8 protein-coding genes are annotated in these 17,348 nt (G+C 64.4%); 4 read left to right on the top strand and 4 right to left on the bottom strand.

Annotated features, from left to right (window positions below; genetic code table 11):
• Entirely contained in the window at positions 1-2,610 is a 2,610-nt protein-coding gene (locus DXT74_RS15445) for a type VI secretion system Vgr family protein (RefSeq protein WP_194426408.1), read from the bottom strand.
• Between the two features lie 357 nt (positions 2,611-2,967).
• Between DXT74_RS15445 and yedE the strand changes: the two genes are divergently transcribed.
• The 3 genes from yedE (at position 2,968) to DXT74_RS15430 (ending at position 6,090) form a co-directional block, all read left to right on the top strand.
• Complete coding sequence (gene yedE / locus DXT74_RS15440; protein ID WP_043641423.1) at positions 2,968-4,179, top strand: selenium metabolism membrane protein YedE/FdhT; 1,212 nt, start codon at positions 2,968-2,970, stop codon at positions 4,177-4,179.
• Positions 4,176-4,415 carry a sulfurtransferase-like selenium metabolism protein YedF gene (gene yedF, locus DXT74_RS15435; RefSeq protein ID WP_019100738.1) on the top strand — a complete coding sequence of 80 codons (240 nt, stop codon included), beginning with the start codon at positions 4,176-4,178 and terminating at the stop codon, positions 4,413-4,415. The genes yedE and yedF overlap by 4 nt, the downstream gene beginning before the upstream one ends.
• Positions 4,416-4,554: 139 nt before the next feature.
• Complete coding sequence (locus DXT74_RS15430; protein ID WP_194426407.1) at positions 4,555-6,090, top strand: RICIN domain-containing protein; 1,536 nt, start codon at positions 4,555-4,557, stop codon at positions 6,088-6,090.
• Between the two features lie 172 nt (positions 6,091-6,262).
• Here the strand turns inward: DXT74_RS15430 and DXT74_RS15425 are convergent, their stop codons facing one another.
• The 3 genes from DXT74_RS15425 to DXT74_RS15415 all read right to left on the bottom strand — a co-directional run bounded on the left by DXT74_RS15425 (position 6,263) and on the right by DXT74_RS15415 (position 15,189).
• Positions 6,263-7,261 carry a patatin-like phospholipase family protein gene (locus DXT74_RS15425; protein ID WP_194426406.1) on the bottom strand — a complete coding sequence of 333 codons (999 nt, stop codon included), beginning with the start codon at positions 7,259-7,261 and terminating at the stop codon, positions 6,263-6,265.
• 70 nt (positions 7,262-7,331) lie between these two features.
• A complete protein-coding gene (gene pbpC, locus DXT74_RS15420; RefSeq protein ID WP_194426405.1) occupies positions 7,332-9,521 on the bottom strand; it encodes a penicillin-binding protein 1C in 2,190 nt (729 codons plus the stop codon).
• Positions 9,511-15,189 (bottom strand): alpha-2-macroglobulin, encoded by a 5,679-nt coding sequence (locus tag DXT74_RS15415; RefSeq protein WP_231138195.1) that lies wholly within the window; start codon positions 15,187-15,189, stop codon positions 9,511-9,513. The genes pbpC and DXT74_RS15415 overlap by 11 nt, the downstream gene beginning before the upstream one ends.
• 481 nt (positions 15,190-15,670) lie before the next feature.
• On the opposite strand from DXT74_RS15415, the gene DXT74_RS15410 reads away from it, so the two are divergent.
• Positions 15,671-17,347, top strand: coding sequence for a ShlB/FhaC/HecB family hemolysin secretion/activation protein (locus DXT74_RS15410; RefSeq protein ID WP_194426403.1), 1,677 nt, complete (start codon positions 15,671-15,673; stop codon positions 17,345-17,347).
• Position 17,348: the final 1 nt, after the last annotated feature.

Below are 17,348 nucleotides of genomic sequence, written 5' to 3'. Positions count from 1 at the left end.
TTACCCCAGGCGCACGGTAGCGGATTGGGTGGCGGCGGCGCTGTCCAGCGCTTGCTCGCAGCCTTTGTTGAATTTGGGCAAGGGCGCGTTCAGGCTGGTGGGGCCGCTGAGGTTGTGGCTGGCGCCTTTCACCGTCACGGTGCCGGGGCAGTGCACTTCAATATCGCCGCCCTTGAGCCGGATGTAGCCGCCGCCGGCGGTGACCAGGATCTCCTCCTTGGCGGTGATGACGATGCGTTCCTTGCAGGAGGTGATGGTCACGTCCTTGTCCGCGGTCACTTCGATAGTGTCGCTTTGCGCCTGCATTTGAATTTTGCCCTTGGCGGCAATCAGCTTCAGCGCGATCTTGTCTTGCAGGCCGGTGACAAACAGGCTGATCTTGTCGCCGACGTTGTGAATCCAGCGCCGGCCGCTGGTTTGGTTGGTGTCCCGCTGCGCCACCAGGTCCAGATTGGTTTCCGCGGCCAGGGTGTGGCTCTGTTGGCTCAGGCTGGCGATGCCGGCCGGCGCGGACAGGATGAGCAAGGGCTGGCGGCCGGAGATGTCCTGGCCGGTTTTACCTTCTTTGTCGGTATTGGTTTCCGCCTCCCACGCTTTCAGCGCCGCTTGCTGATGCTGCAGATGACCGATCAGCTGCTTGCCTTCCCGCTTATTGTCGTCGCCTATGCCTTCCGGCCCGGTTTCCATGGTGTCGGCCTGCTGGCCAGTGGCGGTGTCGCCCAGGCTTTGGCTCAGGGCCAGGGCCGCGTCCAGCTGGCTTTGCGCCTGTTCGCGCGCCAGCTGTTTGCCGGACGCGCCGTTCTGCGCTTCGGTGCTCAGCAGCAGGCCGTGGCCGGCGCGGATGGCGCCGTGCTGGTCGGTTCTGAGTTCGAAGCCGTCGCCGCGCGGCTCGGCCTTGCCGTTGCTGCGCGGGTGGGTGAGGAAGCCCTGGTTGAGTTGGGTTTTGCCCGGTTCACTCGATAGCTTGGTTCTGACTTCACCGGGGGTGTCGTCGAACAGCAGTTCGTTGTACTGGCCGCCCTGGTGTTCTTTGGATTTGATGCCGGACAGGGTTTTGTTGGCCGGCAAGGCGCCGGCGCCGCTGAAGTCCGGCGGCGGGTGGCTGCCGTTGTAGAGCACGCCGGTGATCACCGGGCGGTCGATGTCGCCTTCGATGAAATCGACCAGCACTTCCTGGCCGATGCGCGGGATGAATTGGTGGCCCCAGCCGGCGCCGGCGCTGGGCATGACCACGCGCAGCCAGCAGGAGGATGTGTCGTCCAGGTTGGCGCCGATGCTCGGGTGTTCGTCCGGCCGTTGCCAGTGGAATTGCACCTTGATGCGGCCGTGCTGGTCTGTGTGGACTTCCTCTCCTTGCGGCCCCACCACGGTGGCGGTCTGCACGCCGCGGGATTTGGGCTTGGCCAGCTCGGTGTGGGCGTAGGCCGGGGTCAGCGGCACGCCGCGGCGTTGGGCGTCGAACTCGGCGCGGAAGGGTTGGGCGTCTTTCTCTCCCGCCAGCGCTTTGAGGTCCGCCGGCAGGTTGTTGCGCGCGCTCAGGGTTTGGCGGGTGACGACGAATTCGCGCTGTTCGCTGCTGTCGCCGTCGTGGGCCGGGTGGTCGTCCAGGCGGAACCATTGGCCGGCGGCCAGGCCGCGCACGCTGCCGCCGCCGCTGAATTGCTTGGCCTTGAGGTCATGCGCTTGTTGGCGCAGTTGGGCGTAGTGGCTGAGCTGGTCGGCGTCGCCGGCGTAGTACAGCGATTGCGGGTCGTAGTCGTGCAAAGAAGACTGCAGCGCCTTGCCGTTCTGGCCTTGATCAATGCGGCTGTCGTCGCCGCTGTGCTGAGTTTGCACCGGCTGGTAGTCGAAGCTGGCCAGCGCCACCGCGCCGGGCACGATCTGGCGCTGGGCGTTCCACTCGGTCAGGCCGTCTTCGGCCTCGGTGGCGTCGCTGCGGTGGAAGCGCACCCGCGCCACACTGGCCGGCGGCAGGCTGTAGGGGTCGTCGAAGGCGACCAGTTGCACCTGGGGAGTGTCACCGTCGAGGTGATCGAAACGCCAGGCATAGCCCTCTTCGTGCAGCAGCCGCACGATGAAGTCGTAATCTGATTCGCGGTATTGCAGACAGTAGCTGCGCGGGGACGCCGCGCCGGTCTTGAATTCCAGCGTCTGCACCCGGGCGAACACCGGGTTGGCCTGCTGATGCTCGGCCAGAATCTGTTTGACGATGTCCGGCACCGTCAGGTCCTGGAACACCCGCGAGCTGACGCGATGACGCAGCAGCGCGAACGGCGGCTCGATGGTGAGCTGATAGCGGCTGAAACCGCCGTCCGAGCCCAGGCTTTCCACTTTGGAGACCACGCCACAACGCAAGGACTCGGCGCCGGCGGCGTCGAGGATGCCGATGCGGGCCGGCAGGCCGAGCAGGGTCTTGAGTTCGATGGCCCCGTCCGGGGACAGACAGGTGAGCAGGTAGGCGTAGGGCCGGGACACGCCTTCTTCGCCGGCCAGGCTCAGGGGCAGTAGTTGCTCGGCCGCCACGCTGCCGTCGCCCAGGCTGAGGGTGAGCAGGCGTTGGTCTTGGTTGAAGGCGGAGGCGAAGCTGGCGAGCAGGGTGCTTAAGTCCATGGGTTCAGGGCTCTATCTGGCGAAGGTTTGCGAGTAAGTGTTCAGGCGCCGTAGCGGCGGCATCGTGGCTTACGCGATAGCTGTTGATAGTTATTATTAAAAAGCGAGCTTATTCTATGTGTTTTTACTGCTTGGCACAAAGACTTTGATGCCAAAGGAATTTGGTTTTAATTGAAATCATTTACGGGTTGTCGATGCGTATCCAATCATGAGCCGGTTCTATATAAGGTTTGCCGCGGATGGCGGCCCGGTGCGACAATTCACGTCTGAAAAGGCCGGCGTGTTGTTTTACAATGCCAGCCTTGTGCTTTTGACCCTGCTTGCGAGCAGGTTTTTTTATTGGGAGACGCCTGAGCCATGACTTGGCAGGATTTCAAGACGCAATACTTGGTGCGCTTCTGGGCGCCGGTCCCGGCGGTGATCGCCGCTGGGGTATTGTCCGCTTATTATTTCGGCATTACCGGCACTTTCTGGGCGGTGACCGGGGAGTTCACGCGTTGGGGCGGCCACGTCTTGCAGTTGTTTGGCTTTCATCCGGAAACCTGGGGTTATTTCAAGGTGATCCATCTTGAAGGCACGCCGCTGGACCGAGTGGACGGCATGATGATCATCGGCATGTTCGCCGGCTGTTTGTCCGCTGCCTTGTGGGCCAACAACGTCAAGCTGCGCATGCCGCATCATCGTATCCGCATCGCGCAGGCGGTGTTGGGCGGCCTGATCGCCGGTTTTGGCGCTCGCTTGGCCATGGGCTGCAATCTGGCGGCCTTCTTCACTGGCATTCCGCAGTTTTCCCTGCATGCCTGGTTGTTTGCGCTGGCCACGGCGGCGGGTTCCTGGTTTGGCGCGCGCGTGACCATGCTGCCGGTGTTCCGCATTCCGGTGAAGCTGCAGAAGGTGAACGCGCCGCAGCCCTTGCAGCAGCGCGAGGATCAGGCGCGGCGGCGCTTCCGCCTGGGCATGCTGATTTTCGTCGCCTTCACGCTGTGGGCGCTGGCCCGCACCTTCTCCATGCCCAAGCTGGGGCTGGCGGCCTTGTTCGGTCTGGCTTTCGGCTTGATCATCGAGCGCGCGCAGGTGTGCTTTACCTCGGCCTTCCGCGACCTGTGGCTGACCGGACGCACCCAGATGGCCAAGGCCATCATTGCCGGCATGGCGGTGAGCGTGATCGGCGTGTACAGCTATGTGCAGTTGGGCGTGCCGCCCAAGATCCTGTGGGCAGGCCCCAACGCGGTGATAGGCGGTGTGTTGTTCGGCTTCGGCATCGTTCTGGCCGGCGGCTGCGAAACCGGCTGGATGTATCGCGCGGTGGAGGGCCAGGTGCATTACTGGTGGGTGGGGCTGGGCAATATCGTCGGCGCCACCTTGCTGGCGGCGTGGTGGGACGATATTGCGCCGGCGGTGGCGACTGATTACGCCAAGGTGAACCTGCTGGCGGTGTTTGGCCCGCAAGGCGGCCTGGTGTTGACTTACGGAATGTTGGCGCTGGCGATGCTGGCGGTAATGTGGTGGGAAAAGCGCTTCTTCGCCAATAAGGCGCAGGCGGCTAGATTCAGCAAGGAGGCGGCATGAGCAAGCAGAGTTATACCCCGAATTACCGTTTGGACATGATGGGCGAGCCTTGCCCTTATCCGGCGGTGGCCACGCTGGAGGCGATGCCGCAGCTGCAGCCGGGAGAAATTCTGGAAGTGGTGACCGATTGCCCGCAGTCCATCAACAACATCCCGCTGGATGCCAAGAACCATGGCTACACCGTGCTGGAAATCCAGCAGGACGGCCCGACGATACGCTATCTGATCCAGCGTTGAGCTTGTGTAAATAGTGCCATTCCGCCGTGGAGGCGGAACCGGGCGGCCTGTCGTTCACTCACTTATTAAGTGTTTTGGCGGCAGGCCGTTGTCGTATGCGGCCGGCCTTGGTTTCCCTTCATTGAATAGAGGTGTTGCCATGTACTCATTCAGCCGCGGCGTCGCCGGCTTGGTCCTGTCCTGTATTCCCGTTGCGTCGGCGCTGGCCGGCACGGGTTCCGCCCATCTCAATTACCCCAACGTTTCCGCCGACATCCTGATGATGACGGTGAAGGTATTGAATACCCACCAGCACACGTATTACGAAACACTGGGCTGGAACGGCGGCCGCGATGCGGGCGGCTACACCGGCATTCAGAGCCACAACAACGGCGCGCCGGCCTATATCTTTTCGATTTGGGACCCGGTGTCGGTGCATGGCGTGCCCATTCGCGCTGTGTATGCCAAGCCCGGCGCCAAGGTGGAGCGCTTTGGCGGCGAGGGCGAGGGGCTGAAATATTTCGATTTGCAGACCAAGTGGACGCTGGGCCAGCCGGTGACGTCCTTGGTGCGCAACTGGCAGCAAAACGGCCACACTTACTTTGGCATGTGGACGCGGGACGCGGCCACGCGGGTTTGGACCCATCACGCCACTTTTGATTTCCCGGTGGCCAATGTCGATTTCGCGGCTCAGTCCGCCAACAGCTTCATCGAGAACTGGAGCGGTCAGGCCAAGGAGGTGACCCGCACCGCCGAGTACTACGATGTATGGGCGCGCGGCACGCAGGGCTGGCAGGCGATTAACCGAGCCACGCCCACCGTCACAGAATTGACGCCTGCGCAGGCCAAGCAGCATGCGGTGTCCGCGCTGGGGCGCTTCGTGATGCAGCAGGGCGCGCCGCTAGCAGGGTTTCAATCGCCGCTCATTTCCACTGCCCGGCGCCCTGCCGCGCCGGAAGCGGACCCTGCCAAGATCGATCAACTGAACGCCGCATACGACGCCGCCGCGCGCGTGGTGACGGTGAGCTGGCAAACCAGCCCTTATGGGGCGCCGCAGTTCAAATACCAGCTCAGCGTCGGAGACGCGGTCAGCGGCAAGACCTTGGCCCAAGGCGGCGAAATCTCCGGCGAGCGCCGCACGGCCAGCTTGAAGCTGCCGGCGGGAGCAACGACGCCGGCCAAGCTGCAGGTGAGCTTGACGCTGACCGACGTGTTGGACCGCAGCGACGCGCGCGCGGCCAAAGTCATAGACAGCAACGCCGTTGGGCCGCAGCTGGGCAAGTCTTACCGGTTGCAGTCCTTGAGCAGCGGCTTGTGGCTGACGGTCAAGGGTAATAGCGCGGCCTCCGGAACGGCGGTTGTCCAGCAAACGGCGACTGGTCAGAGCCAGGTATGGCAGTTGGCAGCCAACGGGGACGGCTATCAATTGACGGCCGCGCATTCCCGGCAATGCCTGGACGTGGAGGGCGGCTCCAAGCAGGACGGGGGCAAGTTGATTCAGTGGCCGTGCAGCGGTCTGGCCAATCAGCGTTTCAGCCTGAAGGCGGACGGCGCGGGAAGTTATAGCCTGGTGGGCGCGCAGGCTGGCAAATGCGTGGATGTCGCCAACAGCTCGGTCCAGGCCGGCCAGCAGCTGATTCAATGGGCCTGTCACGGCGGCGCGAATCAGCGCTGGCGCTTGCTGGCTGCGGAGTGAGCGAATACCCCCGCGCTCAAGAGCCATGGGCGCGGGGGACCGGCTGAGAGCCTGTTTCTGCTGCACGCACGGTGAGTACCGCTTCGAAATGCTCATGTACCACGCGTACATTCCGCTTTCTCAGCCGTTTTCGCCTTGTCTCGCTCAGGCTCGCGAGATCGTAGACTCGTTCTTAGCGCTCGCAGCGCGAGAGGAAGGCGCAGGTAGCGGCCCTGCCGGCCAGGTAGAGCCGCTGATAGTCGTCGTCGTTGGGGCTGATGTTGAATTCAGTGGCGTCGATGCAGCCGGTGTCTATGCTGATGCTGCGCTTCTGATCCAGCGGCGAGTGCTGATAATTCAGGTTTTGCGCCTGCCAGGCGCTTTGGGTGATGTCCTTGATGTGCTGGAGCAGATTGTTGTCCTTGTTGCGGGACGGCTTGCTTTCTTGCGAATCGAAACGGGCGCCTAAGGTGGCCTCCGGCCGATGTTTGTCGTCGAAGAAGTTGATCGGGTAGTTCCAGATGGTGCCGCCATCCACGAACACGTCGGCTTTCTCTTCCGGGGGGTAGATGAAGTTCTGCGCCTCGAAGAAGAAGGGGATGGACATGGAAATGCGTACTGCCTCGGCCACTTCCACCTCCGGGGTTAGTTCGGTGGAGAACACCTTGGCCTGGTGAGTGTTGGCGTCGCAGCCGATCACATGGAGCTGGCGGAAGGCTTGTTCGTTCTTGTGCAGTGCGGGGTTGGCGAAGTCGGCGAAGGTGTATTTCTTGCCCGGCCGTCCGTCCTTGAACTGGCTGGCGACGACGCCTTGCAGCCAGCCGTAGAAATATTCGCTGGAGTACCAGCCCTTCTTGTTGATCAGCCGAAGCAGGCAGATGAAGTCTTCAGGTGTGATGCCCGGCGCATGGGTCTGGAAGGCGTGGTAGGCGGCGTCCAGTTGCACCGAGCGCGGCTCGGTGGTCTTTTGCGGGACTTTGCGGTAGTCCAGGGTGTCCGCCAGCTCCTTGGTTTTGGCCGCGCTGAGCTGAAAGCTGATCAGCATGGAGGAAATGGCGCCGGCGGAGGCGCCGACCACGCGCTGGATTTGGCCCAGCGCGCCGGCCTTCTCCAGTTCCTCCAGCATGCCCAGATAGGCGATGCCCCAGACGCCGCCGCCGGACAGGGCCAGGTTTTCGAATGGATACTTCATGTGTTGCTCCTTGTCGTTGAGGTAAAAACGATCTGCCGTTTATGTTTATGGCATGGAGCAATGTTTGCTGCTATTTTTTGGCGGCAGAGCCCATTTTACCGGTCTTCTGGCCAGGGGTAATCACGGCGCCGCGCACTTCAAAGCGGATTTTCTCCACCACTAGACCTTTGGCGTCACGCAGTTCCAGCGCGTGGCGGCCGGGCCAGGGGAACCAGGGCAGGTTGGCGCCGGAGCCCAGGCGTTTGCCGTTCAGCCACCATTGCGGGCGGGCCACGCCGCGCGCGCGCAGCAGCAGGCGCTGGTTGGCCGGCGGGATGTCCGGGTCCAACGCGTAGACGCTGCCGTCCACTGGCGCGGCGATGCCCGGCGTCTGGCTGGCGGCGCCGCCGCGTTCCGGCACGATCAGCGCGCGCTCGGTGCCGGCCAGGAACCATTCGCGACGGCTGGCCTCGACATCGCCCTCGTAGCGCACGTTCTGCCTCACCACGCCGGGCGGCGGAGTCGGCGGCAGGGAGGCCGGCGCGCCCTGTTGGGCACGGTCCAGCACCGCCTGCCACACCGGCGCAGCGCCGTGCATGCCGGACACGTCCCACATCGGCTCGCCGGCGGCGTTGCCCACCCACACCGCCACGGTGCGCTGGCGGGAAAAGCCCACCGCCCAGTTGTCGCGCATGTCCTTGCTGGTGCCGGTCTTGACCGCGCTCCAGTAGCGGGTGGATAGCGCGCTTTCCAGGCCGAAGGTGCGCGCGCGGGCGGTGCGGTCGGACAGGATGTCGGCGATGATGAAGCTGCTGGCGGCGTTCAGCAGACGCTGCGGCTTGGGTTTGGGGTCCGCCAGCGTCCAGCGGGTCGGGCTGGCCAGGCCCTGGTTGGCCAGGGTGCGGTAGGCGTTGGCCAGTTCCAGCAGGCGGATGTCGGCGGCGCCCAGCGCCAGGCTGTAGCCGTAGTAATCTCCGTCCTGTTGCAGGCTGCTCAGGCCCAGCCGGTACAGGCGGTCGCGCAGTGCGTTGGGGCCCACCATTTCGATGGCGCGCACCGCAGGCACATTGAGGGAGGAGGCCAGCGCGGTGCGCGCCGACACCAGGCCCTTGAAGTCCTTGGCGTAGTTTTGCGGCGCGTAAAGGCCGGAACCGGTTTGCAGGTCCAGCGGGCTGTCGCCCAGCAAGGAGGCGGCGCTCAGGTAATGGCGTTCCAGCGCCAGTTGATAGAGGAAGGGCTTGAGCGTGGAACCGGCCTGGCGCAGCGAGGTGACGCCATCCACTTCCGCCGCGCTGGACAGGCCGCGGCCGCTGGAGCCCACCCAGGCCAGGATGTCGCCGCTGGCGTTGTCCAGCACCACCAGCGCGCCGTCCTGCACATTGCGCTGCGCCAGCGCGGCCAGGTGCCGGCGCAGCACCGACGCCGCGTAGCGTTGCAGGCCCAGGTCCAGTGTGGAGCCGATGCGGCTGCCGGCCGCCAGCGGCTGACGCTGCAGCAGTTTTTGGGCGAAGTGGGGCGCGTCCTGCTCGGCCAGCGGATTGGCGGCGCGGCTTTGCGCCAGCGCTTGGCGCGCACGCACCGCCAGCGCCGCGCAGTTGGGCTGGCGGCGCATGTCTTGCAGGATGCGGCAGGCGCGGGTGGCCACTTTGTCCGGCGCGGCGTTGGGCGCGCGGATTAGCGCCACCGCGATGGCGGATTCTTCCAGGTTAAGGCCGGCCGGCATCTTGCCGAACAAGGTGGCGGACAGCGCGGACAAGCCCACCAGTTCGCCGCGGAAGCCCACCAGATTGAGGTAGGCCTCCAGGATCTGAGCCTTGCTCCAATGGGTTTCCAGCCAAGCGGCGGACCAGCCCTGGCCCATCTTCTGCCACAGGCTGCGGCCGTTGCGGCCCACCTTGAGATCACTATCCAGTAGACCGGCCAGTTGCATGGTCAGCGTGGAGGCGCCGCGGGTGCGGGTGTTCCACAAATTGCCCCAGGCCGCGGCGGCCACGCCGGACCAGTCCACGCCGCTGTGCTGGTAGAAGCGCTGGTCTTCCGATACCACCAGCGCGTGGCGGAAAGCCGGCGAGGTGTCCGCCAGGCCCACCCAGTCCAGCCGCCGGCCTTGTTTGTCCACTCGCAGTCGCTGCATGGGTTGGCCGTTGCGGTCCAGTACCACAACGTCCGACGGACGCCACTCCGCTTTAACCTGCTGAAAACTGGGCTGAGCCAGCCCCGGCGCGGCGGCGGCGCTGAAAGCCAGAGCCGCCAGCCAGGTCCATCCCGCTCTATTTGCCATCGACTATCTTGAATGCCGGGTTGGGCAACATGCCGAACACGTCAGGCGCGTACAGCGCTTCCACCCGCGTCGGCGGCAGCTTGAAGACGCCGGGGTTGTTCAGACGCATGGTGTAGCTGGTTTTAAGACTGCCGCGCGGCACGTAGCCGTAGTAGGCGCGGTAGCCGGAGAAGCGGCGCTCCACATAGTCGGCGGGGTCGCCGTCCTTGTCCGCCTTGGCGTCGATCGCCGAATCCCGGCCCAGGCCGGAACCCAGGATGGTGGCGCCGGCTGGGATCGGGTCGTTGACCACCACCCAGGTCATATCGCTTTGCGCCTGGATCTCCAGCGTGACCTTGACCACATCGCCGGGTTGGTACTGGCCGTTGGTTTTCTGGCTGACCGGGCTTAGCGTTTTCTTGATGCTGTAGCCGGCGTAGCGCGGAGCCTTGAGCGCAATGGCGGCCTCGGCCTGGACCGTGGCCCATGGAGCGCCGCCGCCGGCGTGTTTGAGCTGCAGGCTGCCGCCGGCAGCAGGCCAGGGCAGCAGGCCCAGCGCCTTGACGCCGTCCTGCGGCCAGGCCAGGTTCAGCTTGGTGCTGCCCAGCGCGGCGCTGGTCTGGCCGCTGACCGGCGTGGTTTCGAACTGACGCGAGAATTGCGCGACAGCCAGGCTGCCCCATAGATTAGAGGTGGTGGTGCCCCAATGGCCTTTTTGCTGTCGGCCCAGCAGGCCGGTGAGCAGGCGGGGCATGTCCGCCTGCCAGCCAGGCAGCTTGCGCACAGCCAGCAGCAGCTTGGCGGCGTTGACGTCAGCGTTGCCCATCAGCCACCAGGCGTTGTCGCTGGCCTCGGTGCTGAAGCCCATGCGGGTGCCCTGGTAGGTGAGCCTTGCGCGCAGCAGGTTTTCCGCCTCGCTCACCCGCGCGGCGCGCTGCGGGATGTCGGCGGCGCGGTTAAGCAGCGCCAGCCAGTCCACTAACATGGCGGTACTCATTTTCTGCGGGTTGAGGTCCAGCACGTCCAGCATGGCCGGACGGAAGCGGCCGTAACGCGCCAGCGCATCCATCGCGTTCAGACGGCGGGCGTCGGCGTCCTGGCGGCCCAGCGGCAGATCGCGTTTGAGCCGGCCTTCGACGAAGGCGGAAAGGCCGTCCAGCAGCCGCGCGCGCTGGGCTTCGGGGATGGAAACGCCGGCTTCGTGGGCGGCGGCCAGAAGGTAGCTGCTGAGGATGTCGCTGCCGCGGTCCGGCGCGCCTTCGGCCAGCGGGAAGTAGGCGGCCAGGCCACTGCCGTCCAGGTATAGCGGCAGTTCGCTCATCAATTGATCCCAACGCTTGGCGTCGGCCAGGCCCAGCGCCACCGAGCTGCGCTGTTCTAGGCAGACATAGGGGTAGTCCTGGAACCAGCGGCGCACACCGGGTAGTTCATTGCCCAGTTTGGCCTGCAGGCTGACGCGGATGCCGCCGCGGCCGGGCAGGGCGCCCGGCGGCAAGGCGACGGGGATGCCGAGCTCCGGCGCCACGCGCTGCAGCGTGGCTTGCTCCACGGTGATGGGCACCGCCGGTTCGATTTCCTGGCGCACAGCCAGCTTGTCGGCGGCCTTGCCGTCCACTTGCTGAGCGCTGAAGCTCCATTTCAGTTCCTTGACGTCGTTGGGCACTGTCACCGGCCAGCTCAACAGCCGCGCCTCGCCCACCGGCAGGCTGACTTCCTGCGGCGGCAGCGCCGGCAGGCCGGGCGCGCCGGCCTGAACCTTGACCTTGAGAGGCTTGTCGCCGCCGTTGCGCACGGTGACGCTGGCGCTGAACTGGTCGCCTTCGCGCGCCAGCGGCGGGATGCCGGAGCTCAGTTGCAGGTCCTGGGTGACGTTGAAACCGGCTTCGCCGGTGCCGAACAGGTCATTGCCCACATCGGCCACCGCCACCAGGCGGAAGCGGGTCAGCGCGTCGTTGATCGGCACTTTGACGCGGGCGCTGCCATTGGCGTCCAGCACCACGCGCGGCTGCCACAGCAGCAGGGTGTCCAGCAGCTCGCGGGTGGGCGCCTTGCCGCCGCCGCCGCCCGGCGGCAGCGACTTGCGGCCGTAATGCCGCTTGCCCACCACTTCCAGCTGGGCGGTGGCGGTTTCCACGCCGTAGCTGTGGCGCTGGTACATGGCCTGCATTAGTTCCCAGCTGCGGTTGGGCTGCAGTTCCAGCAGCGCTTCATCCACCGCGGCGAAGGCCACTTCGGTGCCCGCCGGCGCCGGCTTGCCGCCGGGCAGCTTGACCTGAATGGCCACTTCGGCCGTTTCGCGGATGCCGTAGTTCTTGCGCGCCGGGCTCACGGTCACATCCAGCCGTTTGGCGGCGTCACCCACCTGGATTTCGGCAATGCCGTATTTGAAGGCCGGACGCGACAGGTCCACCATGCTGGTGGGCGGGGTGTAGTCGCCGCCTTCGTTCCAATAGGCGTCCCACCACTCGCCCGGCGTTTTCCAGCCCCAGGTGAAGAAGGAGTACCAAGGCACTTCGCGCACGCGACCGCGTACCGCCAGCACCGAAACGTAGACGTTGGGCGTCCAGCCCGGTTCTATCTTGAGTTCGATCACCGGGTTCTTGCCTTCCAACTCCACCACACGGGTTTCGATCACGCCTTCGCGTTCAATCGCCAGCCAGGCGGTGGCTTTGCGGAAGGGCATGCGCACCTGGAAACGGGCGGTTTCGCCGGGGGCGTAGCTGATTTTTTCCGGCAGGATGTCGATGCGGTCGTTGTTGTCCACGTCGAACCACAGCTCGTCGTGCTTGCTGACCCAGACGGATTGCGAGCTTTGCGCCAGGTTGCCGTTGTCGTCGGCGGCTTCGGCGATTAGCTCCATGTCGCCGGCGTCCTTGAGATTGACTTCGCAGAACATCAGGCCGCGGCCGTCCGTGCTGCCGCTGCACACCTTGCCCTTGTCGTCGGTCTCTTCGTTGTGGTCCCAGGCGTAGAAGCCGCCCACCAGCCGCTTGCGGCTGGACAGGTAGCGGTGTTCGCGCAGGCTGATTTTGACGTTCTTGCCGGCCAGCGGCTTGCCGGCGGTGTCCAGCACCACGGCCTTGAGCTGCAAGGCGCGGCCGGCGGTGATCCAACTGTCCACGCTGATGCCCACTTGCAGGCCGGCCGGCCACAGGGGAATGCGGCGGGTCAAGGTTTGCACTTCGCCGTTGGGGTCGCGGTAGGCGGCCTCGGTGACCAGGTCATAGCGGCGGTCCAGCTTGGGCAGCTTGTCCAGCGTGGTCTTGCCGTTGCCGTTGGCGTCCAGTTGCAGCGCGGCCTTGTCCAGCAGCACTTTGCCGTCCAGCGAGGATTCGGCCTGGTCGCGTTGGCGCTGCGGCGGCGAGAAGCTGTAATCCTCATAGCCCTTGATGCGCTGGTAGGCGTCGGCCAGCATGGCGCTGACTTCCACCGGCCAGCCCTTGGCCGGGCCGCCGTTGCCCCAGGACAGGGATACGTTGAGCGGCAACTGCTTGGGTGCGATGCCGGCGTTCTTCACCGTCGACACGCGGCCAGTCATGGTGGGCAGGCGGAATTCCTCCACTCGGAAGTTGCCGCTGCGCAGCGAGTAGCCGTCCAGCTCCGGGCTGGACGGTTTGTCCTTGTCGTCCGGGCCGCGCGCGCCTTTGCGTTCCAGATACAGCGTGTATTCGCCCAGCTTGGCTTCCTTGGGCAGGGCGTAGCTGCTTTCCGCGTAGCGGCCGTTGCGCCAGCTTAGCGGCAGGCTGATTTCGTCTCCGCTGCCGTCGTGGACGATGCGCAGTTGCTGCGGCAGCTGGCCGGGCTTGAGCTGGGCCAGGCCGCGGCTGACCTGAGTGCGCAGCAGATGCTTCATCGATACGGTTTCACCAGCGCGGAACAGCGCGCGATCCAGGATGGTGTGGGCCAGGATGTTGGGGCTGTCGCTCCACTGGGTGGGGAAGGGAAAGCGCCAGGATTCGATGCCGCGATTCCAGCTGGAACGGACGAAGGACACGTCGTCGTTGCCGTTGGCGTCCTTGGCGGCGGCGGTGATGAACAGGCCGGACAGCTCCTCGTTGTCGCAGCTGCCGGCCGGCAGCACGGATTTGACCGTGGCCACCCCCTTGGAGTCGGTTTTGCCGGACCACAGCGCGTTGCCCTTGCAATCGTAGATGTTGACGCGGGCGGCCGGCACCGGCTTGCCCTTGTCCAGCGTGGTCACCCACACCGCGGCGTTTTCCTTGGAGCTTTTGAAGTGCACCGCCATATTGGTGACCAGCGCGGCGGTGCGCACATACATGGGCTTGGAGCTGGCCAGCAGCGATTTGCCCAGCAGCCGCGAGGATACTTCCACTACGTAGAGGCCGGGCTTGGGCAGGGGGATGCCCACCACTTCAAACGGCCATTTCCCCTGTTTGTCCGGCTGGCTGGGCAGCTTCAGCGGCTGAGCGGCCTTTTCCTTGGCCAGCAGGGACAGGCGCCGGCTTTCTATGGTCTTGTCCTTGCCTGCGGGCAGATAGCTTTCGTGATAGCGCAATACCTTGGCCAGCCAGGTCATCATGTCCTGGTCCTTGTTCAGCCGCAGCGCCTGGCCGCCCAATTGCACCGATTTGATGTTGAGGTCGCCCTCCACCCCGCGCAGGGTGATGGGCAGCGCCGCGTCCGCGCCGGACTCTATGATGCCAAAGGGCGCGGCGGCGAATTTGGCCAAGGGCGGGTAGTCGGCCAGCTTGATGGCCAGCGGGAAGCGCTCCGCGTTGACCAGCGGCCGGCCCACCTCGTCGCCAAACTCCTTGGGCAGCTTCAGCGTCAGCGTTTCCAAGGGCGGGAACGGCGGCGCAAAGCTGATGCTGTCCACCGGCTCGCCCTTGCTGCGCGCCTCCGCCTGCGGCGGGCGCTCGGCGCCGGCGCCGCTCAGGCGCACCGCCATTGCCAGTTTTTCTGGCACCGGCGAGCTGAAGTTGAGGGTAATGGGCTTGAACGGAATGCATGCGCCTTTAGCGTTCTCGCGCAGGCAGCTCATGCTGGCGGTGAACGGCGGCCGCACCTGGTAATTGAGCCGGTCCGGCGTGGCCGCGCCGCGCTGGTGCACCAGCGTGAGCTTGCTGTCCGGCGCCAGCCGCTGGCCGCAGCGCAACGTCAGCACCTTGGCGGATTGTTGTTCCAGTTTCAGATGCTTGAGCAGCGCCGCGCGCTCCCCGGCCGGCAAGGGCTGGACCGGGATGCGTTCCGGCAGGCTGGAAGATTGGCAATACAAGGAGGAAGCCGGCACGCCGACGCCGTTGAATTGCAGCACGAAGGCCTGGTCTTCCTCGATGCGGCCACTGTGCGGCCAGCGTTCGACCACCACTGGCGCGCCGGTGTAGAAGCGGAAACTCAGGCCGGAGCCCACGACATTGCCTTGCAAGTCCTTGAGGCCGGGTTTGGGCGTGAAGCGGCAATCGGTATTGGCGGCCGGGGTTTCGGATACGTCCAGCACCCAGGTCTTGTCGTCCACCCAATGCCCCTTGGCTTTCAGGCTGCAGCTCCAGGCGAACGGCGCCGGCGCGGCGCTATTGCCCAGTGGAATCATGCTGCTGTTGAAGGTGGCGCGCACCTGCTGCACTTCTTTGACTTCGCCCTGTGGGCTGAAGGTGGTGACGCCGGCGGCAAGAGCGGCGGCGCAGGCGAAACTCAAAAGAGCGGGGGCAAGGCGGAATGGCAAAGACATGGGCGAAGCTCCGGAAAATACCATGGCGATTATACGCGGCTGGCCTGCGCTTGAGCGTGGAAGAGCTGCAATCTTTGTTTGTTGTTTTGGAAGGAGTATTAAAAGCCGAACACAAACGAGTGGTTTTTACCATTTCACTGCGATTTTCTGAGTGAAACGCAGATCATTGTCATTTTGAAAAAGGTTTTTATGGGCTTCTACGCCGGGCGCCGTGTGATGGATCACAGCGCTCTGTACAAGCTAAACAGACTGGTGGGGCGTCAAGAATTCTGACGGGTTGAGGGCGCATTGAAAAAAGCGTGCTTGTCTCGCTATAAGCTCTATTTAGTTATTGCTGATTTTGATGGGTTTTATTTTAATCTCATGATTTTTCTTGTTATTTTTGGGAAAAATCCTACACAACAAACCCAGGCAGTCATGCTACGGTCCGGACTTCATGTCAATGCGCTGAAACCCAGCAGACAGATAGTGAAATCTGGATATGTCATCAATACACTGGCCTGTTGCCCTGGTCTGTATCTTGGCCGGCGTCCATAGCTCTTGGGCCTGGTCCAATACCCATCCCTCTCCGGATCAGGCGCTGATCCTGCAACAGGAGCGCGAGCGTGTCTTGCAAGAGCAGGTACTGCCGGCGGCGCCTGATGTACGTCTGCCGCGGCAGGCCGACGTTTTAGCGGACTATCCGGCCAGCGAGGCCCCGTGTTTCGCCATTCACGAACTGCGTATGGTTGGCGAACTGGCCGAGCGCTTCAGATGGGCCTTGGCCGCCGCCGACGCCGTCGGCCGCTGCCTGGGCGCTCAAGGGGTGAATCTGGCGATGAAGCGGGTGCAAAACGCCTTGATCGCCCAGGGTTATGTGACTACCCGGGTACTGGTCACGCCGCAGGACTTGAAGCCGGGGGTGCTGACGCTGACGTTGATTCCCGGCCGCATCCAGTCCATCCGCTTTGCTGAACCGGCGTCGTGGCGCGCGCGCTGGTCAAACGCTCTGCCGGCGCGGCCGGGGGATGTGCTCAATCTGCGCGATATCGAACAAGCGCTGGAAAACTTCAAGCGGGTGCCGACGGCGGATGCCGATATCCAGATCGAACCGGCGGGCGCCGATGGTAAAAGCGACCTGGTGATTGCCTGGAAAGAGATCTTGCCCATCCGCCTATCCTTGAGCCTGGACGACGGCGGCAGCGACGCCACCGGCCGCTACCAAGGCAGCGCCACGCTGTCGCTGGACAATCTGCTCACCGTCAATGACCTGTTCTATTACAGCCAGGGCAAGGACTTGTTCCAGCATGACCCGTTGGGCTCTAAAAGCCGTTCGCTGCATTACTCGCTGCCCTTGGGTTACTGGCAACTGGGCCTGACTCTCAATGATTACCGCTACCACCAGACCATAGCCGGCGCTAACGAGAAATACCTGTATCGCGGCGACAGCGAGAATAGCCAGCTGAGCCTGTCGCGGGTGGTGTTCCGCAGCCAGGCGCACAAGACCACGCTCAGCCTGCGCGCCTACCAGCGCAAATCGCGCAACTTCGTCGAAGACACGGAAATCCGCCTGCAGCACCGGCAAATTGCTGGTTGGGAGCTGGGGCTGAACCAGCGTTCTTATCTGGGCGACGCCACGCTGGACGCCGGCCTTAACTGGCGGCGCGGCACCGCCATGCTGGGCGCCTTGCCCGCGCCGGAGGAGGAAACGGGCAGCGGCGGCTCTCGTCCCAGCGTGGCGACTGTGGACCTGAGTTACAACCAGCCGCTGCAAATCGGCGCGCAAAAGCTGCGGATCAACAGTCAATGGCGCGGCCAGTGGAGCAAGGGCGCGCTGGTGCCGCAGGACCGCTTCGTCATTGGCGGACGCTACACCGTGCGCGGCTTCGACGGCGATCTGAGCCTGTCCAGCGAGCGCGGCTGGCTGTGGCGCAACGAGTTGTCCTGGGCAATGGGCCCCAGCGGCCAGGAATTGTATCTGGGGCTGGATCTGGGCCGCGTCAGCGGCGCCGCCAGCGCTCTGCTGATAGGCCGTCAGCTGGCGGGCGGCGCAGTCGGCATGCGCGGCAGTTTGTTCAAGCGACTGTCCTACGACATGTTCACCGCTTGGCCTATTCAGAAACCCGCCGGCTTCCAAACCGGCGCCGCGTCAGGATTCAGCTTGAATATTCAATTCTGAA

The organism is Chromobacterium sp. Rain0013 (genome assembly GCF_015291765.1).
Classification (GTDB): domain Bacteria; phylum Pseudomonadota; class Gammaproteobacteria; order Burkholderiales; family Chromobacteriaceae; genus Chromobacterium; species Chromobacterium haemolyticum.
Note: the sequence above shows the minus strand (reverse complement) of the source record. Positions and strands in the feature narration are given on the sequence as shown.